Origin of the sequence: Haloferax sp. S2CR25, from assembly GCF_031624535.1 — an archaeon.
In the GTDB taxonomy this organism is placed as follows: Archaea; Halobacteriota; Halobacteria; order Halobacteriales; family Haloferacaceae; genus Haloferax; species Haloferax massiliensis.
Map to the genome: position 1 here is coordinate 652,233 of NZ_JAMQOO010000001.1, position 19,961 is coordinate 672,193.

Annotated in this window: 21 protein-coding genes; 12 read left to right on the top strand and 9 right to left on the bottom strand. The window is 69.3% G+C overall.

Translation table 11 applies throughout. From position 1 onward, the window contains the following. The first annotated feature begins 127 nt into the window (after positions 1-127). Positions 128-1,084, top strand: coding sequence for a transcription initiation factor IIB (locus NDI65_RS03440; RefSeq protein ID WP_193310934.1), 957 nt, complete (start codon positions 128-130; stop codon positions 1,082-1,084). A 96-nt stretch (positions 1,085-1,180) separates the two neighbouring features. After that, the gene (locus tag NDI65_RS03445; RefSeq protein ID WP_310893405.1) at positions 1,181-1,663 is read left to right on the top strand and encodes an NUDIX domain-containing protein; all 483 of its coding nucleotides are present in this window, start codon (positions 1,181-1,183) and stop codon (positions 1,661-1,663) included. A gap of 38 nt (positions 1,664-1,701) precedes the next feature. Here the strand turns inward: NDI65_RS03445 and NDI65_RS03450 are convergent, their stop codons facing one another. Together NDI65_RS03450 and NDI65_RS03455 are read right to left on the bottom strand one after the other, a co-directional pair. Further along, on the bottom strand, positions 1,702-2,793 hold the full coding sequence (locus NDI65_RS03450; RefSeq protein WP_089778548.1) for an asparagine synthetase B: 1,092 nt from the start codon (positions 2,791-2,793) through the stop codon (positions 1,702-1,704). Continuing rightward, complete coding sequence (locus tag NDI65_RS03455) at positions 2,793-3,476, bottom strand: PHP domain-containing protein (protein ID WP_089778550.1); 684 nt, start codon at positions 3,474-3,476, stop codon at positions 2,793-2,795. The genes NDI65_RS03450 and NDI65_RS03455 overlap by 1 nt, the downstream gene beginning before the upstream one ends. 225 nt (positions 3,477-3,701) lie before the next feature. Here NDI65_RS03455 and purL point away from each other — a divergent pair, with 225 nt between their 5' ends. Further along, positions 3,702-5,810 (top strand): phosphoribosylformylglycinamidine synthase subunit PurL, encoded by a 2,109-nt coding sequence (purL, locus tag NDI65_RS03460; RefSeq protein ID WP_089778552.1) that lies wholly within the window; start codon positions 3,702-3,704, stop codon positions 5,808-5,810. Between the two features lie 44 nt (positions 5,811-5,854). Here purL and NDI65_RS03465 read toward each other — a convergent pair whose 3' ends face one another. The 3 genes from NDI65_RS03465 to NDI65_RS03475 form a co-directional block, all read right to left on the bottom strand. Continuing rightward, positions 5,855-6,826: an NADPH:quinone oxidoreductase family protein gene (locus NDI65_RS03465; RefSeq protein WP_089778554.1), complete on the bottom strand. Its 972-nt coding sequence runs from the start codon at positions 6,824-6,826 to the stop codon at positions 5,855-5,857. Between the two features lie 92 nt (positions 6,827-6,918). Beyond that, positions 6,919-7,086 carry a hypothetical protein gene (locus NDI65_RS03470; protein ID WP_167344121.1) on the bottom strand — a complete coding sequence of 56 codons (168 nt, stop codon included), beginning with the start codon at positions 7,084-7,086 and terminating at the stop codon, positions 6,919-6,921. Positions 7,087-7,194: 108 nt separating this feature from the next. After that, positions 7,195-7,350, bottom strand: coding sequence for a hypothetical protein (locus tag NDI65_RS03475; protein WP_167344122.1), 156 nt, complete (start codon positions 7,348-7,350; stop codon positions 7,195-7,197). Positions 7,351-7,527: 177 nt separating this feature from the next. Between NDI65_RS03475 and hisF the strand changes: the two genes are divergently transcribed. Then, the gene (gene hisF, locus NDI65_RS03480) at positions 7,528-8,340 is read left to right on the top strand and encodes an imidazole glycerol phosphate synthase subunit HisF (RefSeq protein WP_089778556.1); all 813 of its coding nucleotides are present in this window, start codon (positions 7,528-7,530) and stop codon (positions 8,338-8,340) included. Positions 8,341-8,504: 164 nt separating this feature from the next. Continuing rightward, entirely contained in the window at positions 8,505-9,065 is a 561-nt protein-coding gene (locus tag NDI65_RS03485) for a DUF1684 domain-containing protein (protein ID WP_089778558.1), read from the top strand. 51 nt (positions 9,066-9,116) lie between these two features. Here the strand turns inward: NDI65_RS03485 and NDI65_RS03490 are convergent, their stop codons facing one another. Together NDI65_RS03490 and NDI65_RS03495 are read right to left on the bottom strand one after the other, a co-directional pair. Further along, positions 9,117-9,407, bottom strand: a complete 291-nt coding sequence (locus tag NDI65_RS03490; RefSeq protein ID WP_004970976.1) for a DNA-directed RNA polymerase subunit L — start codon at positions 9,405-9,407, stop codon at positions 9,117-9,119. A 26-nt stretch (positions 9,408-9,433) separates the two neighbouring features. Then, positions 9,434-10,432: an MBL fold metallo-hydrolase gene (locus NDI65_RS03495; protein ID WP_089778560.1), complete on the bottom strand. Its 999-nt coding sequence runs from the start codon at positions 10,430-10,432 to the stop codon at positions 9,434-9,436. Positions 10,433-10,595: 163 nt separating this feature from the next. On the opposite strand from NDI65_RS03495, the gene NDI65_RS03500 reads away from it, so the two are divergent. Together NDI65_RS03500 and NDI65_RS03505 are read left to right on the top strand one after the other, a co-directional pair. Continuing rightward, positions 10,596-11,693 carry a DnaJ domain-containing protein gene (locus NDI65_RS03500; protein ID WP_089778562.1) on the top strand — a complete coding sequence of 366 codons (1,098 nt, stop codon included), beginning with the start codon at positions 10,596-10,598 and terminating at the stop codon, positions 11,691-11,693. A gap of 62 nt (positions 11,694-11,755) precedes the next feature. Then, the gene (locus tag NDI65_RS03505; protein ID WP_089778564.1) at positions 11,756-12,430 is read left to right on the top strand and encodes an MBL fold metallo-hydrolase; all 675 of its coding nucleotides are present in this window, start codon (positions 11,756-11,758) and stop codon (positions 12,428-12,430) included. 404 nt (positions 12,431-12,834) lie between these two features. Here NDI65_RS03505 and NDI65_RS03510 read toward each other — a convergent pair whose 3' ends face one another. Both NDI65_RS03510 and NDI65_RS03515 read right to left on the bottom strand, forming a co-directional pair. After that, the gene (locus NDI65_RS03510; protein WP_089778566.1) at positions 12,835-13,461 is read right to left on the bottom strand and encodes a uracil-DNA glycosylase family protein; all 627 of its coding nucleotides are present in this window, start codon (positions 13,459-13,461) and stop codon (positions 12,835-12,837) included. A gap of 127 nt (positions 13,462-13,588) precedes the next feature. Continuing rightward, positions 13,589-14,062 carry a DUF5793 family protein gene (locus NDI65_RS03515; RefSeq protein WP_089778568.1) on the bottom strand — a complete coding sequence of 158 codons (474 nt, stop codon included), beginning with the start codon at positions 14,060-14,062 and terminating at the stop codon, positions 13,589-13,591. 209 nt (positions 14,063-14,271) lie between these two features. On the opposite strand from NDI65_RS03515, the gene NDI65_RS03520 reads away from it, so the two are divergent. The 5 genes from NDI65_RS03520 to NDI65_RS03540 all read left to right on the top strand — a co-directional run bounded on the left by NDI65_RS03520 (position 14,272) and on the right by NDI65_RS03540 (position 19,896). Next, positions 14,272-14,637, top strand: coding sequence for a cupin domain-containing protein (locus NDI65_RS03520; RefSeq protein ID WP_042665363.1), 366 nt, complete (start codon positions 14,272-14,274; stop codon positions 14,635-14,637). 95 nt (positions 14,638-14,732) lie between these two features. Beyond that, entirely contained in the window at positions 14,733-15,230 is a 498-nt protein-coding gene (locus NDI65_RS03525) for a hypothetical protein (RefSeq protein ID WP_310893406.1), read from the top strand. 101 nt (positions 15,231-15,331) lie between these two features. Then, positions 15,332-17,026: a type II/IV secretion system ATPase subunit gene (locus NDI65_RS03530; RefSeq protein ID WP_310893407.1), complete on the top strand. Its 1,695-nt coding sequence runs from the start codon at positions 15,332-15,334 to the stop codon at positions 17,024-17,026. A 1-nt stretch (position 17,027) separates the two neighbouring features. Further along, entirely contained in the window at positions 17,028-19,154 is a 2,127-nt protein-coding gene (locus NDI65_RS03535) for a type II secretion system F family protein (protein ID WP_310893408.1), read from the top strand. An 88-nt stretch (positions 19,155-19,242) separates the two neighbouring features. Continuing rightward, complete coding sequence (locus tag NDI65_RS03540; protein ID WP_089778576.1) at positions 19,243-19,896, top strand: class I SAM-dependent methyltransferase; 654 nt, start codon at positions 19,243-19,245, stop codon at positions 19,894-19,896. Positions 19,897-19,961: the final 65 nt, after the last annotated feature.

The following is a 19,961-nucleotide window of genomic DNA, read 5'->3' on the forward strand; positions in this document are numbered from 1 at the left end:
CTCCCGTCGCCGTCAGATATAAGTAACGAGGGTCAATACGAATAGACGGAGAACGACCGTTCCCAGTTGCTTCTCTCGCACACAAATGACAGAAAGTGTCCGACGTTTCACGACCGGTAACGCGCGCGTGCGCAAAGAGAATACTAAAGATACCGAGCAGACCGACACCGAGCGGGAGCAGACGCCCACGTGTCCCGAGTGCGGCTCGGAGAGCCTCGTCTCCGACACCGAACACGGCGAGACGGTCTGCGACGACTGTGGCCTCGTCGTAGAGGAAGACGAAATCGACCACGGCCCCGAGTGGCGCGCGTTCAACTCCTCGGAGAAAGACCAGAAGTCCCGCGTCGGCGCGCCCACGACGAACATGATGCACGACAAGGGGCTGTCGACCAACATCGGGTGGCAGAACAAAGACGCCTACGGGCGCTCGCTGTCGTCCCGCCAGCGCGAGAAGATGCAGCGGCTTCGCACGTGGAACGAGCGGTTCCGCACCCGAGACTCGAAAGAGCGCAATCTCAAGCAGGCGCTCGGCGAAATCGACCGCATGGCCTCCGCGCTCGGCCTCCCGGACAACGTCCGCGAGACCGCCTCGGTCATCTATCGCCGCGCGCTCGACGACGACCTGCTTCCGGGTCGTTCCATCGAGGGCGTCGCCACCTCGGCGCTGTACGCCGCCGCCCGGATGGCCGGCACCCCGCGCTCGCTCGACGAAATCACGAGCGTCTCGCGCGTCGAGAAGGACGAAATCGCCCGCACCTATCGGTACGTCGTCCGCGAGCTGAAGCTCGAAATCAAGCCCGCCGACCCCGAGCAGTACGTCCCGCGGTTCGCCAGCGAACTCGGTCTCTCCGACGAGTCCGAGCGGCGCGCCCGACAGCTCTTGAAGAACGCCAAAGAACAGGGCGTCCACTCCGGGAAGTCGCCGGTCGGCCTCGCCGCCGCCGCCGTCTACGCGGCCTCGCTCCTCACCAACGAGAAGGTGACGCAGAACGAGGTCTCCGAGGTCGCCAACATCTCGGAAGTCACCATCCGCAACCGCTACCATGAACTGCTCGAAGCCGAAGAGCAGGTCCAACTGCCCTAACTCGGCCGGTCCGTTCGTTTCGCGCCGTCTCGGCTCGCCTCGTTCCGTCCCGCTTCGTTCCGCAACAGCCATGCCGCTCGCTCCGGAGCCACAACCATGGAGACGACCCGACATTTCACCTCGACCGTGTACATCGTCAACGACGGCGCGGTGGCCCTCCACCGACACGAGCGCCTCGGCATCCGCATCCCGCCGGGCGGTCACGTCGACCGCGACGAACTCCCCCACGAGGCCGGTCTGCGCGAGGTCCGCGAGGAGACGGGTCTCGACCCGGAACTCGTCGATGACACGGCATCCGTCCCCGCACCCGCCGGCCGGGCGCTCCCCCAGCCTCGCCAGCAGATGCTCTACGACATCAACGTCCACGGCGACGGCTCGGTCGGCCACCAGCACATCGACCACGTCTTCTACGCCCGCGTGGACTCCCGCGACATCGACCCCGCGCCGGGCGAGGCCGACCCCGAGGTCTGGGCGTGGTACGACGAGTCCGACCTCCGCGAGAGCGACCTCGACCCCGACACGGTGCAGTTCGCGCTGGAGGCAATCGAGGTCGTGCGCGACGACGAAACGGAGAACTGAGCCGAACGGACTGACGCCCGAAACCGCGCGGAACCGACCTACTCCACGAGCGATTCGACGTACCGCTGAACGTGGTTCTCCATCCGACGTTTGAACCCCGCCTGTCGGGCGAGTCTGTCGAGTTCGCGCGAAGCGTAGGTCCCGTACTGGACCGCCTTCTTGTCCGCCTCGGCGACCGACTCGGGGAGCACGCCGCTCGCCGCTTCTCTGAGCGCGACCTTCCGCCGGTCGCCGTCCACGAGTAACGCGCCGGGAAGCGGGAGCGCCGCTTCAACCACGCGGTCGTGGAGGAGCGGCGCGACGGGTTCGACCCCGGCGGCGCGGAGGACGAGCAGGTCGCGTTCGAGCTGGTCAGGGAGCGTGAGAATCATCTCGCGGGCCGCCCCGCGGACGGTCTCGGCCTCGACGCGGGGGTCGTCGGGCGCTTTCTGGACTTTGGCGTAGCCGCCGAACAGTTCGTCAGCGCCCTGGCCGACCGCGAGGCGGTCGCAGCCGTCGGCGGCGACCCGCTCGGCGAGCAAGTAGAGAGGCAGGACGATTTGCACGTCCATCGGATTCGTCCGGCCGAGCGCGGCGACGATTTCGGGGACGGCGCGTTCGAGCGCCTCGTGGGTGAGTTCGACCACGGTCAAGTTGCGGTCCATCGCGGCGGCGGCCTCCCGGGCGGCGGCGACGTCGTGGGAGCCCTCGAAGCCGGCGACGTAACAGGGGGCGTCGGGGACGCCCGACGCGACGACCGCGGAGTCGACGCCGCCGGAGAAGGCCACGGCGAGACCGTCGTCGTCGACCGACCGAACCGACTCGAAGACCGCGTCGCGGACGCGGTCGAGCGCGGCGTCGCGGTCGGTCGCGGCCGGCGGGTCGGGAAGCGACCAGATCGGCTCGTCGTCGCCGGCGTCCCCGCCGGTCGTCTCGCGGGCGTGGCCCGCGGGGACGGCGACCGGGTCGTCGAGGTCGCGGTGGTCGTACGACCACGTCGCGGGGTCCCCGCACTCGGAGAAGAGCGGTTGGCGACCGAGCACGTCGCGGACGAGTCGGCCGTCGAGTTCGCCCGCGAAGCCCGCGGTTCCGGGAAGCGGGTCGCGCTCGGAGACGGCGCGCCGGACGAGGTCTGGGGACGCGCCGCGCATCAAAACAGGTCCGCCAGGGCGTGTTTCAGGCGTCGGGTCGCGCCGCCCGCGGCCTGCCGGAACGAGATGCGCCACGGGGTCTTGTTGCCGACGACGCTGGTTCGCCCGTCGGCGACGGCCGAGAGGATGGCGTCGACACTTCGGGTGTCGGTGCCGACCTCGGTGACGGCCTGCCCGACCATCTCCGCGATGTGGGCGTCGCTCCCGGCGGTCATCGGGAGGTTCCGGCGCTTGGCGAACCGCTCGGCGCGCTGATTGGCGATGCCGGTGAGGAGCCGCGAGTTGTAGATTTCGATGGCGTCGGCGCTGGCGAGTTGCGCGCTGGAGATGTGCGGCGCGACGCCGTGACGCGACTTCTGGAACGGGTGCGGGATGACCGCGATGCCGCCGGCGTCGTGGATGCGGTCGAGCGTCTCGTCGTACGACAGCCCAGCCGGAATCAGTTCCTCGACGCCGAGCGCGAGGACGTGGCCCGCGGCGCAGGTGACCTCCATCCCGGGGATGCCGACCAGCCCGTAGTCGCCCGCGCGCTCCGCGGCTTCGAGGCTGGCGTCTATCTCGTCGTGGTCGGTCACGGCGAGGGCGTCCAAGCCGACCGCGACCGCCTGTTCGAGGAGGTACTCGATTGGGTCTCGCCCGTCGTAGGACAGAGACGAGTGCGAGTGCAACTCGACCGATAACACACCGTCTCCTAACGATGGAGGCTAAAAAAGCGCCCCGGTCCCGGTGTGATTGGCGTGTGGTCCTCACGCACGGTGGTCGGCGGCCCGGCGAATCGGAGCGCCGAGTCGCCGCCGTACACGCCCGCGCGAGTCGGATGGCGGCGACGACGGCGACCGCGACCATATTTTGCGCACGTTCGTGCATATAGAAAGGGTTTACAATGTGCGTTCTGACCATACCAGTGAATGACGCTTTCCGACGCGGACCGCGACCTCGTCGTCGCCGAGCTCGGTCGAGACCCGACGCCGGCCGAGGAGATACTCTTCGAAAACCTCTGGAGCGAACACTGCGCCTATCGGTCGTCTCGCCCGCTTCTGTCGGCGTTCGACTCGGAGGGCGACCAGGTCGTCATCGGCCCCGGTGACGACGCGGCGGTCGTCGCTCTGGACGACGACACCTACATCACGCTCGGTATCGAGAGCCACAACCACCCCTCCTACGTCGACCCCTACGACGGCGCGGCCACGGGCGTCGGCGGCATCGTCCGCGACACCCTCTCGATGGGCGCGTACCCCATCGCGCTCGCCGACTGCCTCTACTTCGGCGACTTCGACCGCGAGCACTCGCGGTACCTCCTCGACGGCGTCGTCGAGGGCATCGCCGACTACGGCAACGCCATCGGCGTCCCCACCGTGACCGGCTCGACCTCGTTCCACGAGAACTACGAGGGCAACCCCCTCGTCAACGTCGCCTGCGTCGGCCTCCTGTCGGCCGACCGCCTCGTCACGGCCGAGGCGCAGGAGGCGGGCAACAAACTCGTCCTCGTCGGCAGTTCGACCGGCCGCGACGGCCTCGGCGGCGCGTCGTTCGCCAGCGAGGACCTCGCGGAGGACGCCGAGACCGAAGACCGGCCCGCGGTGCAGGTCGGCGACCCCTACACGGAGAAACTGCTCATCGAGTGCAACGAGGCGCTCATCGACGAGGACCTCGTCGAGTCCGCCCGCGACCTCGGGGCCGCCGGCCTCGGCGGCGCGTCCTCCGAACTCGTCGCCAAGGGCGGCTTCGGCGCGGAAATCGACCTCGAAAACGTCCACCAGCGCGAGCCGAACATGAACGCCTTCGAGATTCTCCTCTCGGAGTCCCAAGAGCGCATGTGCTACGAGGTGACCCCCGAGAACGTCGAGCGCGTGCGGGAACTCGCCGCGCGCTTCGACCTCGGGAGCGCCGTCATCGGCGAGGTCGCCGAGGGCAACTACGTGTGTACCTTCGACGGCGAACCCGTCGTCGACGTGCCCCCGGAGTTCCTCGCGGAGGGCGCGCCGATGAACGACCTCGACGCGGTCGAACCCGAAGTCGCGGAGCGCGACCTGCCCGCGTTCGACCTCGAAGACGCGTTCGAGGCGGTCGTCGCCGACCCCAACACGGCGTCGAAGCGCTGGGTCTACCGCCAGTACGACCACGAGGTCGGCCTGCGGACGGCCCGCCGTCCCGGCGACGACGCGGCGCTCCTCGACGTGCCCGAGGCCGACGCGAAACTCGCGTTCACCGGCGGCGCGGACCCCAACTGGACGACCGCCGCGCCCTACGACGGGGCGCGCGCAGTCGCCTTCGAGAACGCGACAAACCTCGCCGCGAAGGGCGCGTCGCCCCTCGCGACCGTCGACTGTCTCAACGGCGGCAACCCCGAGAAGCCCGACGTGTACGGCGGCTTCAAGGGCATCGTCGACGGCCTCGCGGACATGTGCCGGGCGCTTTCGGTCCCGGTCGTCGGCGGCAACGTCTCGCTGTACAACGACTCCGTCTCCGGCCCGATTCCGCCGACGCCGACGCTGGCGATGGTGGGTAAGGCCGACGGTTCCTCGCCCGGCCTCTCGCTTTCGGGCGAGGGCGACCTGTTCCTCGTCGGCTTCGACGGCGGGGCGCTCGGCGGCTCGACGGTCCTCGAACACCTCGGCGGCTCCGACGCCTTCCCGGCGCTCCCGGAGGACGCCGACGCCGCGACCGCGGTCGAGACGATTCGGGCCGTCGCGGCCGACGAGTCCACGGTCGCCGTCCACGACGTGAGCCACGGCGGCCTCGCGGTCGCGCTGGCCGAGATGGTCACCGACGACGTCGGCGCGGACGTGTCCGTCTCCGACGCCGTCTCGCTGTTCGAGGAAACGCCCGGTCGCGTCGTCGTCGAGACGACCGACGAGGCCGCACTGCGCGACCTCGCGGGCGACGTGCCCGTCGTCGGACTCGGAACGACGACCGACGACGCGACGCTCTCGCTCGCCGTCGACGGCGACGAGGTCGCCTACGGCGCGGACGACATCGCCGACCTGCGCGACGTGCTCGCCCGCGAACTCGACTGAACAGACTGCACTAAAAAACGCGGTCCCGCGTCACGTCGCTTCCGCTACGGTTCGAGGACGACTTTCCCGCTGCTCTTTCTGGCTTCGATGTACTCGTGGGCCGCCGCGGCGTCTTCGAGGTCGAACGTCTCGCCGACGACCACGTCGAGTTCGCCCGCGGCGAGCAGTTCGGACAGCTCCGGCACCGACCCGAGAATCGACTCGGGGCGCTGCTGCATCGCGCTCCCGAGGTGGAAGCCGATGACGGACTTGTTCTCGAACAGCAGGCGCGTCGGGTCCGCCGCGGCCGCGTCGCCGGAGGCCGCGCCGTAGGTGACGAGTCGGCCGAAGTCGGCGAGGGCGTCGAGACTGCGCTCGAAGGTCTCGCCGCCGACGCCGTCGAGGACGAGGTCGACGCCCGCGCCGTCGGTCTCGTCGGCGACGACCTCGCGGAAGTCCTCCTCGGTGTACTGGATACCGTGGTCGAGTCCGAGGTCGGCCGCGAGGTCGAGTTTCTCCTCGGTGCTGGCCGTGCCGAACGTCTCGACGCCGGCGTGGGAGGCGAGTTGGACCGCCGCGGTGCCGACGCCGCCGGCGGCCGCCTGAATCAGCACGCGCTCGTCGTCGTCGAGGCCGCCCCACTCGTGGAGGCAGTTGTACGCGGTGAGGAACTGGACGGGGAAGCCGGCGGCCTCGGCGAACGACATCGACTCGGGCACGTCGAACAGCGTCGGGGCCGGCGTGGTGACGTACTCGGCGTACGCCCCGCCGCCGGTCATTGCGACGACGCGCTCGCCGACCTCGCGGTCGACGCCCTCGCCCACCGCGTCGATGGTTCCCGCGGCCTCCATACCCGGCGTGTACGTCGGTTCCGGACCGTCTCGGTAGGTCCCGCGCCGCTGCATGATGTCGGCGAAGTTGATGCCGGCGGCCTCGACGGCGATGCGGACCTCGCCCGGCGCCGGCTCCGGCGTCTCGGTCTCCCGCAGTTCGAGGGCGTCGGAACTTCCGTACTCGGTGACGACTATCGATTTCACGGCGGGTCGTAGCCGCGGCGGCCTGAAAAGGGGAGAGAACGCGGAAGTTCGTGCGGATTGCCGGTTCTACGCGGAGGCGCTCGCGTCCGTGTTCAGGCCAGCACCAGCGGGATGCCGAACGTGACGGCGAGGCCGACGACGAAGACGAGGACGCCGGTCGTGACCTGACTCATCGAGAAGTCCTGCATCGGAGAGGTGACGCGCCCTTCTTGTTCGCCTTCGTGGTGGTCGTCGTGTCCGTGGTCGTGGTCGTCGCTCATAGGCGGGGCGACGGGCTCGCAGTACAAAAACGCACCTAACCGTCGCCCGCGAGCCCCACGACTGCATCGCCGGCGGCCGGTCTCGCGGGCGAGCGTCGCTCCGGCGGTTCAGGACCGATACAGGTACAGCGCGACCAGAAACACGAGCGCGAGCGGCAAGAACGGGAGCGCGGCGTCGAGCGGGACCAAAAGCGCCACTATCGCGGCCATCACCACGAACTCGACGACCACGAGCAGACTGAGGAGTTCGGCTGAATCCGTCATCGTTCGAATCGGAACCCACGCCGGGGTTCTCGCCGACGAGTCATCAAACCACCCGCTGGACGAGGGGCCGAAATCGGCATCCTCGTCGCCGGGACTCGCCGAGGTGTTCGGATTTCGGCCAGCACCTGCCGTAGTCGAAACGGTGAAACGGCTCTTTCGCAAACGTTTCGGTAGCGAATGCTCACGAAGCGAATCATCCCCTGTATCGACGTCGACCTCGACGAGGACGGGAACCCGGCCGTCTACACCGGCGTCAACTTCGAGGACCTGAAGTACACGGGCGACCCGGTCGAGATGGCCAAACTGTACAACGAGGCGGGCGCGGACGAGTTCGTCTTCCTCGACATCACCGCCTCCGCCGAGGGCCGGGCGACGATGCTCGACACCGTCTCGAAGGTCGCAGACGAGGTGTTCATCCCCCTGACCGTCGGCGGCGGTATCCGCACCCGCGACGACATCAAAGAGACGCTCCGCGCCGGCGCGGACAAGGTCTCTATCAACACCGCGGCGCTCCAGAACCCCGACCTCATCGAGGAGGGCGCGCGCTCCTTCGGGAGCCAGTGCATCGTCATCTCGGTGGACGCCCGCCGGCGCTTCGACGAGGAGGGCGAGCACTACGCCGAGGTCGACGGCGAGTCCTGCTGGTTCGAGTGCACCGTCAAGGGCGGCCGCGAGGGAACCGGCGTCGACGTGGTCGAGTGGGCCAACGAGGCCGAATCGCGCGGCGCGGGGGAGCTGTTTATCAACTCCATCGACGCCGACGGCACGAAAGACGGCTACGACATCCCGCTGACGAAGGCCGTCTGCGACAGCGTCTCGACGCCCGTCATCGCCTCCTCCGGCTGCGGCGGCCCCGAGGACATGTACGAAGTCTTCACCGAGGCCGGCGCGGACGCCGGTCTCGCCGCCTCCATCTTCCACTTCGACGAGTACACGATTCGAGACGTCAAGGAGTACCTCGACGAGCGCGGCGTGCCGGTTCGCCTGTAAGCACAGCGCTCCACGGCCGCGTTCTGCTCCGTCTCTCTCCGACTCTCTTCGTCTCTCTCCGTCCCGCTTTTCGCCCCCAGTCACCGACCCCGCCGACCGGTCGTGCGCCTCCCGCGCAGTCGGAACCAATCTTAACCCGCCGGCGCGTCGTATCTCGCTCCGAGATGACAGACGACGCGTGGCTCGACGCCCTCCGCACGCACCGCGAACAGAAGGACCGCTATCTCGCCGCGGACCGCAACTCACCGATTCCGCCGGACCAACGGGACTTTTTCGACGGTCTCGACTACTTCGACCCCGACCCCGACCTCCGATTCGAACTCGACCTCCGCGAGTACGACGACCCCGAGCGCATCACCATCGGCACCTCGACGGACGGCGAGCGCGAGTACCTCGCGTGGGGTCGCTTCGAGTTCGAGGTCGACGGCGAGTCGTACGCGCTCGACGCCTACCGCGCCGACCCCGACGAGGACCTCCTGTGGGTGCCGTTCCGCGACGAGACGAACACCGAGGAGACGTACGGCGCGGGCCGCTACCTCGACCTCGAAGCCGCGGACCGGACCGACGACGGACGCTGGGTGGTCGACTTCAACTACGCCTACAACCCGTTTTGCGCCTACTCGCCGCGGTACGAGTGCCCGCTGGTCCCGATGGAGAACTGGCTCGAAGTCCGCATCGAGGCCGGCGAGAAGGACTACGAGGGACCGGGCGGCGCGGACGCGTAACGGAGAGACGCACCGCTCGCGGGGGAGCGAAAACGAGAGAGAACCCGCAGATTACGCGTCGATGCCGGCGCGGTAGGCGTCGGTGAAGTCGTCGGCGGTGCGCTGGACGCCGCGGGCGGCCTCCGCGAGCGCGTCGAGGGGGTCGACGCCGGGCTCCGTCTTGATAGAGAGGACGGGGTCCGTCTGTCCGCCGGACTGCTCGGGGTTCACGTCGTAGGTCGCGGCCGTGACGGTGTCGGTCTGGAGGAGTTCGCCCTTCAGGACGTTCATGAAGGTGTGGTCCTCGCCGCCGATTTCGATGCGGAGTTCCTCGTCGGTCTTGTCGATGACCCGCAGTTCCATGGCTCTCCGTTCCCTCCAGCGGCGTTTTAACGTTTCGTCTCGGGAACCGCGACCAGTTCGTCGAAGTCCGGGTCCGCGTCGAGGAGTTCGTATCGCCCCTCGTCGTCCGGGGGCGCGACGATGCCCTCGGCGACGAGGTGGTCGAGGTGGGCGAACGCCTCGCCGGGACCGTGGAGGATGTGGATGCCCGAGAGGTCGCCGAACAGGTGCGCGCTCACGGTCCACGCGTCCGTGGGGCCGCGTTCGTCGAGGACCGAGACGACGCGCTCGGTGCGCTCGCGGTGGTGCTCCGCGATGACGCGCGCCCGCCCGGCGGGGTCGGAGATGGGGTCGCGGTGGCCGGGCCACGCCCGCTTGAAGTCGAGGTCGGCGAGGCGAGCGAGGCTGTCGAGATAGGTTTCGAGCGGGCGGTCGACCCGGAGGTCCGCGCCGCCGACGTTCGGGGTGTACTTCGGGAGGATGACGTCGCCGACGTACGCCTCGCGGCCCGCCCCGCGCTCGCCGTCGAACGCGAGAGCGCTCAGTCCGGCGGCGTGGCCGGGGAGGTGGACGACTTCGAGTTCGCCGTCGCCGGCGGCGATGCGGTCGCCGTCCTCGACGGGCGTCACGTCGACGCGACCGCCGCGGAGGTCCTCGTGACCGTCGAGGTATTCGGTCACTTCGGCGCGTGGTTCGCCGGGGATGCGCCACTCGTCGAAGCGGCGCTCGCGAATCGAGCGCTCGGCCGAGACCGCGTCGGGGTCGCCCGCGACGATGCCCGCGTCGTCGGCGTGGACGTAGACCGGCGCGCCGCTTTCGGCCTGCAGTTCGGCCGCGAGTCCGGCGTGGTCGGCGTGCCAGTGAGTGAGGACGATGGCTTCGAGGTCGGCGACCTCGTTGCCGGCCGCCGCGAGTCCCTCGCGGAGGTCCCGCCGGACCGAGTCGGTCGCCACGCCGGCGTCGACGAGCGTCGGCCGGTCGCCGGGGAGGAGATAGGCGTTGTTCCGCCCCTCGAAGACGGTGTTCCCGAGCCGTATTCGTTCCATGCGACCACCTGGCCGTCGAGGTGCATGATTATTCCGACTCCACGGGCGGCGGCGTCCCGCGGGGCGGCCGAGGGTCGCCCGACCATCGGCGAGTCGGCGGCCCGCACGCCGGCCTAACGCCCGACACATTCAAAAGCCGGCCGCGCATCGAATCGCACGTCGAATGCCGGTGGACTTCTACGAACTCCTCGGGGTCGAACGCGACGCCGAGACGGCGGAGATAAAACAGGCCTTTCGTCAGCGGGCGCGGGAGTACCATCCCGACGTCAACGACGACGAGCGAGCGACCGCGCAGTTCACCGTCGTCCGGAAGGCCTACGAAGTCCTCACAGACGACGCCGAGCGCGCCGACTACGACCGGATGGGTCACGGCCCGTACGTCGAGAGACGCCTCGACGGCCTGACGAAGTTCAAGTACCCCGGAAAGGCCGGCAAGGACGGCGGACGCGGCGAGTCTGACACCGGCGGTCGGTCGGCTTCGGGGCGGTCGTCGGCCGGGCGGTCGTCGGCCGGGCGGTCGGCTTCGTCGTCGTCCACAACGTCGTCTTCGTCGTCGTCCTCTCGGCGGTCGTCGTCCGCGTCGAGTTCGTCGCGGGCGAGTCGGTCGCGAGCCTCCGGGTCGTCCTCGTCGTCGCGGGCCACGGGCGCATCGCAGTCGTCGGCCGCGGGCGGGTCGTCGCGCGGCCGCACCCGAACCTCGGAGTCCGGTCGCTCTGGTCGGACCGGGACGACCGGCCGGTTCGAACGCGGACGCGACGGTTCCGAGTCGTCGGCCACGACCGCGCCCGCGTCGGGCGCGACGAACCCGCTTTGGTACGGCTGGAGCGTCTCGCTCGTCGCGCTGGTCGCGTATCTCGGCGGCTTCGCGTGGCATCTCGCGGGCGACGGCGCGGGGTTCGCGGCCGCGCTCGCGTCGCTGGACACCGCCGCGCCCGCCGCGGGACTCCTCGCGTCGTCGCCGCTGTCGCTCCCGTCTCTCGCTGCTCTGCAGGCCGCGGCGACGCCGGCGGCGCTCGCCCTCCCGGTCGCGGCGGCGCTCCTCGCCGTCTCGCTCGCGGGGGTCATCGCCCGGTTCGGCCACGCGTGGACCACGTGGGCCTACGCGCTCGCGGCGGCCGTCCCGCTGGTGCTCGTGGCGGCCGGCGCGCTCGGCGTCGGACGACCCGTCGCGGTCGACCTCCTCGGCTTCGTCGTCTGCCCGCTCCTCGGGGCGGGCGGTTTCGTCGTCGACGCCGGGTGGTATCTCTTCACCTCGCGGTAGCCGACGCGACGCGCGCTTCGCCGTCGCCCACGATTTTTGTCGCCCGCGTCCGTCGAACCGGTATGACCATTCCGACCGACTCGGTCCGACGGTTCCGACTCCGCGGCGTGAACGCGTACCTCGTCTCCGACGGCTCGGAGACGGCGCTCGTCGACGCCGGGACGCCGTGGGACCGCGACCGACTCCTCGGCGGTCTCGCCCGCGTGGACCTCGACCCCGGCGCAATCGACCGGGTGCTCGTGACGCATTTCGACCTCGACCACGTCGGGACGCTCGCCTCGCTCAGCCTCCGCGACGACGTGCCGATTCACCTCGCCGAGCCGGACGCCTCGCACCTGACCGGCGCGTCGAAGCCGTCGCTCCGCTCGCTGAAAGGCGCCGCACAGCGCGCGCTCGGGTCGTTCGTCGAGCGGCCGACGAACCCCGTGGAGGTCGTCCGCGACGGCGACGAACTCGGCGGCTTCGTCGCCTACCGAACGCCGGGACACACCCCCGGCCACACCGCGTTCGTCCACGAGGACCACGGGGTCGCGTTCGTCGGTGACCTGGTCCGCGAGTCGAACGGGCGGCTCGGTACGTTGCCGGCGTTCATGGCGACCGACGCCGCGGAGAACAGGCGGAGCGTCCGCGAGTTCGCGGCGCGCTGCCCGCCGGTCGACGTCGTCGCGGTGGGCCACGGCGAACCGGTCACGGAGTACGGATACGGCGCGCTCAAGCGACTCGCCGACAGGCTCTGAGCGGAAGCGACGCCGCTCTCTGTTCGGAGGGACGGGAGGCGAGACACCGAGCTATCGCTCGCGTCTGAGTTAAGAGCGGGGACCGCGGCCGAGCGCAGGTCCCCAGACTGACCAAGCCACTGTGAGGAGCACCAGTCTCACAGCTGCCTGACGCGCCCGGCGGAAGTGAATCGAACCACGCGCGTCAACACCACGTTGGACACTAGTTGTAAAAAGTCCTTTGTTATCGCCAATTAGGACCACGGCCTCCAGAACGACTGGATAAATATGCTCTTATGTGAGTCATTTGGCCGCTTCAACTGTACACATGGTAACCATCATGGTTGTTACTGGACGAACGGCCGGTAGAATCGTGAAGAATCTATCGAATCCGCGGACGACGGTCGAATACGGCCGAAAACGGGTTATCTGACCAGATACGGGTCCGCTCCGGGCATGAAGCGGCCGAGGTCTGACTCGCGGCGGAAGTCGGTCGACTGGAGCTCCAGCAGGCCGGCGACGAGTTCGTCGTGGTCGCCGTCGTCCCACTCGGCGGGGTCCTTGATGGGCAACACGAGGAAGCCGCTCCCGCGGAGTTCTTTCCCGTGGAGCGTCTCCATGTCCACGTCGGTCTTCCAGCCGACGGACGTGTAGTTGTTCAGGACGTGCTTCGTCGCCACCGCGCCGACCGGCAGGAGGACGTGCGCGGCGATAGCGCGGAGCTCCGCGTCGAAAAACCGCTCCATGTCGGTGTAGTCGGCCGCCGACGGCGTCCCGTCCGGCACGCACATGTGGAGATACGAGAGGAACGTGCTGTTGACGGTCGGTTCGTCGCCCGCCTCGGCCAGCAGTTCACCGTCTTCGAGCGCCGGGAACAGCCTCGCGCCCGCCTCCCCCGAAAAGGGGATGCCGGTCTCGACGCCCCCGTGGACGCCGGGGTGGTCGCCGATGACGTGGAAGTCGGCGTTGGCGTCGCCGTAGCCGGGGACGTACCGGTCACACGACGGTCGCATGTCGAACGGGTTTCTCGTGCGGTCGGTTACGTTTCTCACGGTACACTCTGTGGGAGCGGTCGGTAAAGAAGACGTGGTTCCGCCCGATATCGTACACGAACGAGCGTGAGGAACGCGTCGAGAGAGTGAGAGAGCGTCGTCCGCGCCGTCGGCTCGGCGAGCGCCCTCAGAGCTCGACGCCCGAGGGGATGAGACTCTGGCTCCGCAGGAGCGTCCCGTCGCCGTCGTAGACGAGGAACGTCGATTTCTCGAAGGTCTCGAAGTGGTCGCCCTCGATGGCCACGTCGACGCGGTAGCGCCCCTCGTCGTCGCCCGCGACGCGCCCGTACTCGCGGGCCGCGCGGATGAAGTCCAGTACGTCCTCCGCCCGAGCGTTGAGTTCGAGGACGTAGTCGCCGGTGAGTCGGTCCGTCACGCTCACGACGCCGCGGGCGTCGTCGTCGTCGACGGAGTCTTGCAACCGAAAGGAGACGTCCAGTTCCTCCGCGGCGACCACGTCGCCGCCGGTCGAGAGGAACCGAGACCGAAGCTCCTCGGCCGGGCCGTAGAAGTCGATAGATACTGTCGGTTGGCGGGGGTCGCCGTCGTCCTCGTACCAATCGACGTCGCGGACATCGAGTTCGAAGTAGTCACGCCGCATTCCGTACTGTTGGTTGTACTGCGCGGCCTATTAACGTGACGCCACCCGAACCGTGGTTCCGGGGTCGAAACCGGCCGAATGCGCCGATTCGACGCGAAAACGCCGCTCTCGCCGGTTCCTGCCGCCGCCGGAGTCAGGACGCGTCGAGCGAACGACCGCCACCGCGTCGGTCACAACCGTTATCGGTCGCCGCCGCGAGCGAACCGCGTATGGAACCCGTCAACCTCGACGAGAGCTTCGCGTCGTTCGACGAGACGTGGGCCCCGAGAATCGCCGCGGAGCTGAACGACTACGCGGTGAAGGTCGCGAAGCTCGACGGCGAGTTCGTCTGGCACGCCCACGACGAGACAGACGAGCTGTTTCTCGTCCGCGACGGGCGGCTCCGAATCGAGTTCCGCGACCGCGACGACGCGGACCTCGGGCCGGGCGACCTGCTCGTGGTCCCCCGCGGCGTCGAACACCGCCCCGTGGCGCTCGAACCGACCGAAGTGCTTCTCGTCGAGCCGACTGAGACCCGAAACACCGGCGACGCCGAGGAGGGCGACCTGACTCACGACCCCGAACGGCTCTCCTGAGGGCTCGTCCGCTCGGGCGTCGCGCCCGACGACGCGGGCGGCCGACGCGCCCGGACTGTCGGTAGTTTTTACCTGTCAGACCGTGCGATTGTCCTATGGTCTGGGTCCGCTCCGAACACGCGGGTGCGCTGGCCGTCGTCTCGACGTGGCTCTGCGCGCTCCTCCCGTGGAACGTCGCGTACACGCCGAACGTCTCGGGCGCGAGCCTGCTTTTCGTCCGGTTCCCCTTCGCCGAGATTCAGTTCGCGTGGGGGCTCTCCAGCCGCGTCGCGGTCCGGACCCCGCTTTCCGCGCTGTCGCTCCAGTCGGGACAGACCGTCGCCGTCGCCTACCAGACGTGGGTCGTCGGCGCGGCGGTCCTCGCGCTCGCGGTGCTGTTCTCCATCGCCTACTACCTGCGCGACGAGCGGGTCGAGGCCGGCCCGGTCGACCCCGTTCGAGTCCTCGGCGGACTCCTCGGCGTCGTCGGCGTCGTCTTCGCCGCGGCGACGTATCTGCTCGCGACGCGCGGGCTCCCGGGGGTTCCGCTCCCGGTCGGCGTCGTCATCGCGCTCGTCCTCGCCGGCGTTCTCCTGACCGTCGACCGGACCTGAACGCGCGCCGCGGGCCGGTCGTTCACCCCGAGTGACAGTCTCCCGCGCGGACCTTTTAAGTGCTGACCCGCCATACCTCCCGACCAACTGACCGGGTGACGATGGCACGAGATACGACGAGCGAGACGACGGTGACGCGCGACCCGCGGGCCGACCGAGGGGTGCTGAGACTCCTCGCCGACGGGGAGTTCGACGCCGCGGCCGCCGAGGCCGAACGGCTCCTGCGCCGAACCGCGGAGATGCTGCGGGGGTCTGACCTCGACGTGCGCCCGCTTTCGCCCGACGACACGCCGCTCGGGACGTACGAGGTCCCCGAGGGCCACGAGGAGGTCGAGCGCTACTGGGTGAACGCCCCCTTCGCCTACGTCGTCGTCACCTACGACGGTGACGCGACCGCCCACCGGTACCACACCGTCGAACCCGACCTCGACGCGTTCGAGGCGTCGCTGCTCGAACGCGTCCGCACCGACGTCCGCGACCCGCTTTTGTACCGCCGCGAGGCGGACCCGCGGACCGAGACGGCGCTCGTCGAGGAACTCCAGTCGATTCTCGAACAGTACGGGCTGGAACTCGACATGAACACCTTCTACACGCTTCTGTACTACCTCCGGCGCGACTTCCACGGCTACGGCCCGCTGGACCCGCTGATGAAGGACCCGCACATCGAGGACATCTCGTGTGACGGCTACGACCTGCCGCTTTTCGTCTACCACGACGAGTACACCGACATCGCCACGAACGTCTCGTTCGCGGCCGAGGAACTCGACAACTACGTCATCCGACTCGCCCAGCGCTCGGGCCAGCACATCAGCGTCGGCGACCCCGTCCTCGGGACGACGCTTCCGAACGGCGCGCGCGCCGAGTTGGCCCTCGGCGAGGAGGTCACCCCGCGCGGGTCGGCGTTCACCATCCGCCTGTACGCCGAAGAGCCGTTCACGCCCATCGACCTCGTGCGCTACGGCACGTTCTCCATCGAGCAGATGGCCTACCTGTGGCTCTGTATCGAACACAACAAGAGCCTCATCTTCGCGGGCGGCACCGCCTCGGGCAAGACCACCTCGATGAACGCGGTGTCGATGTTCGTCCCGCCGCGGTCGAAGGTGCTGTCCATCGAGGACACCCGCGAACTCGCGCTCTACCACGACAACTGGCTGTCGTCCGTCACCCGCGAGCGACTCCACGAGGGGACCGACATCTCGATGTACGACCTGCTTCGCTCCGCGCTCCGGCACCGCCCCGAGTACATCATCGTCGGCGAGGTGCGCGGCGACGAGGCCGTGACGCTGTTTCAGGCGATGAACACCGGCCACACGACGTTCTCGACGATGCACGCCGACAGCATCGAGACGGTCATCAACCGCCTCGAAAACGAGCCCATCAACGTCCCCCGCGCGATGGTGCAGTCGCTGGACCTGCTGTGCGTCCAGACGCTCACCCGCCACGACGGCGAGCGCGTCCGCCGCTCGCAGACCATCGGCGAAATCGGCGACATCGACCAGCGGACCGGCGAACTCGACTACTCGTCTGCGTTCGCGTGGGAGCCCGAGACCGACACGTTCAGCCAGAACGACAGCTCGCTTCTCACCGAAATTCAGCGCGAGAACGGCTGGTCGCGGACCGAACTCCGGCGCGAACTCCGGCGACGCGAGACGTTCCTCCGGTACCTCCTCGATAAGGGCGTCACCGACTACCGGCGCTTTACGGCGCTCATCAACGAGTACTACGCGGACTCCGAAGACGTGATGCGGCGCGTCGAGGCCGACGAGAACATCGTCGACGCCGGCTCGGAGGCCTGAGATGCCCGCCGCGCAGTTCCTGTCTCTGCTCCCCCTCGTCCTCGCCGTCCTCCTCGTCCTCCCCGTCGTCCTGTCGCCGGTGAGCCGCGCCGCCGACCTCCTCGTCTCGCGGGTCGCGCTCTCCGTCTTCGGGTTCTACGTCGCCAACGAGAACCCCCGGCGCAGGGGACAGCGAAACCAACTGCGGGCGGCGCACGTGAGCGTCACACACCGGGTGTACGCCTCGCGGACGCTCCTCATGGCGGGCGTCTTCGGCGTCGCCGGGAGCGTCTTCGGCGTCTACCTCGCCGCCGCGGCGCTCGACACCCTCGCCGTCCAGTCCGAGACGATTCGGGAGGTCCTCCCCGCTCCGCTCGGCTTCCTCGGCGGCCTCACGAGCATTCGGGCGCTCTCGCTCCACGACCTGTTTCTCGCGCTTCTGCTTTCGAGCGCGACGCTCGGGACGCTCCTCGCGCTCGGCGTCTACTGGGGCCGGTGGTACGTCCTCACCGAGCGGGCGCGGACCCGCTCGTCGGAAATCGAGGCGACGCTCCCGCGGACGGTCGCGTTCGTCTTCGCGCTGTCGCGGTCGGGGATGCCGTTCCCGAAGGTGCTGGAGACGCTGGCCCGAAACGAGGCCATCTACGGCGAGGCGGCGCGCGAGGTCGGCATCGTCGTCCGCGACATGGACGCCTTCGGCACCGACGTGCTCACCGCCCTCCAGTCGATGGCCACGCGGACGCCGAGTCCGAGCCTCGAAGAGTTCGCCGAGAACCTCGCCAGCGTCCTCGGGAGCGGCCGCAACCTCTCGTCGTTCCTCCAAGAGCAGTACGAGCGGTTTCAGGCGGAGGCGGAGGCCCAACAACAGCAGTACCTCGACCTGCTTTCGACGTTCGCGGAGGTGTACGTCACCGTCCTCGTCGCCGGCCCGCTGTTTTTCATCACCGTCCTCGTCGTCATCGGCCTCGTCCTCGCGGACACGCTGACGCTCATCCGGGTCGTCGGCTACGTCGGCATCCCGCTGGCGAGTTTCGGCTTCGTCGTCTACATCGACAGCATCACCGAGTCGCTCCGGGGCGCGACGGTCGCGGACGACGGCGCGGACACCGCGAGCGACTCGGTTCGCCGTATCGGCACATCCGCCGACGGCGGCGGGCCGCCCGCGACCGACGGCGGCGAGACCGACGTCCGAGGCGACCCGTGGGGCGCGAACCGCGAGCGACTCGCCGCCTTCGACCGCTTCCGCGCGGTTCGCGACTGGTTCGAGCGCCCGCTCGACACCCTCGGACGCAAGCCGCTCGCCGCGCTCGCGCTCACCGTCCCGCTGGGGCTGGTCTGGGTCGCGCTCCGGACCACGCTCCCCGCGGACCCGACGATACTCGGCGTCGCCGACGCGGCGGACCAACACGTCGTCGAGGCCGCAATCGGCGCGCTCGTCGTCGTCTCGGCGTTCCACGAGCTTCGGAAGCGTCGAATCCGCGCCATCGAGCGGAGCATGCCCGACTTCCTCGACCGCCTCGCCAGCGTCAACGAGGCCGGCCTGACGGTCGTCCAGAGCCTCCGCCGGGTGTCGGCGTCGGACCTCGGGCCGCTCGGCGACGAGGTCACCCGCGTCGTCCGCGACATCGACTGGGGGGCCGACGCCCAGACCGCCCTCCGGCGGATGGACCGCCGGACGGCGAGTCCGATGGTGTCGCGGTCGGTGACCCTCATCGCCAACGCGATGAGCGCCAGCGGTGACCTCGCGCCCGTGCTCCGCATCGCGGCCAACGAGGCCCAAGACAGCCGCCGCCTCGCCCGCGAGCGGAACCAAGAGATGGTCACCTACCTCCTCGTCATCTACATCTCGTTTCTCGTCTTCCTCGGTATCATCGCCGCGCTGACGGTGTCGTTCATCCCGGCGGTCGAGCAGGCCAGCGCCGGTGCCGTCGGCTCCGGCGAGGTCGCGGGCGTCAGTTCGGGCACGTTCTCGGGCCTGCGCGACGTGAACACGGCCTCGTACACGCTGTTGTTCTTCCACGTCACGGCGATTCAGGGGCTCTGCTCGGGGCTCATCGCCGGACAGCTCGGTGAGGGACAGGTCGCCGACGGCGTCAAACACGCGGCCATCCTGCTCGTCATCACCTACGTGACGTTCATGTTCATCTGACCGCGCGTGGCCCGCCCGCCGACCGCCTGCTCCCGCCGACCGCGACGCGACCCGTGCGGTCTTTGTCCCGCCGCCGCGACCGACCGGCATGGACGGAGACGAACCCCGAGACGGGGTCCGCGAGACGTACGACCGCATCGCGTCGCACTTCGCGTCGACCCGCGAGTACCCGTGGCCCGAAGTCGAGTCGTTCGTCGACGACGCGACCGAGTCGGGGGCGGCCGAACGCGCGCTCGACCTCGGCTGTGGAAACGGTCGGCACGTCGAACTCCTCTCTGCACACGCCGACGAGGTCGTCGGCCTCGACGTGAGCCGCGGCCTGCTCGACGAGGCGGTCGCGCGGGCGGCCGAGCGCGGCTTCGACGCCGGACTCGTGCAGGGCGACGCCTCGCGGCTCCCATTCGCCGCCGACGCCTTCGACCTCGCGGTGTACGTGGCGACGATTCACCACCTCGCGCCGCGGGCGGCGCGCGTGGCGAGCCTGAACGAACTCGCGCGCGTGCTCGACGCCGACGGCCGCGCGGTCGTCAGCGCGTGGAGCACGGCCCACGACACCTTCGACCGCGAGGACGGCTTCGACACGACGGTCGACTGGACGCTCCCCGGCGGCGAGACGGTCCCCCGATTTTACCACATCTACGCGCCCGACGAGTTCGACGCCGACCTCGACGCGAGCGACCTCGCGGTCGTCGAATCGACGGTGTCCAGCGGGAACTGCTACGCCGTCGTCGCCGGGCGCTGAGCGTCGCGGTCGCTGTGAGCGCGGTCGGCTTCGGGCGTCGCGGTTGGCGTGCGGGTTGCTAACTC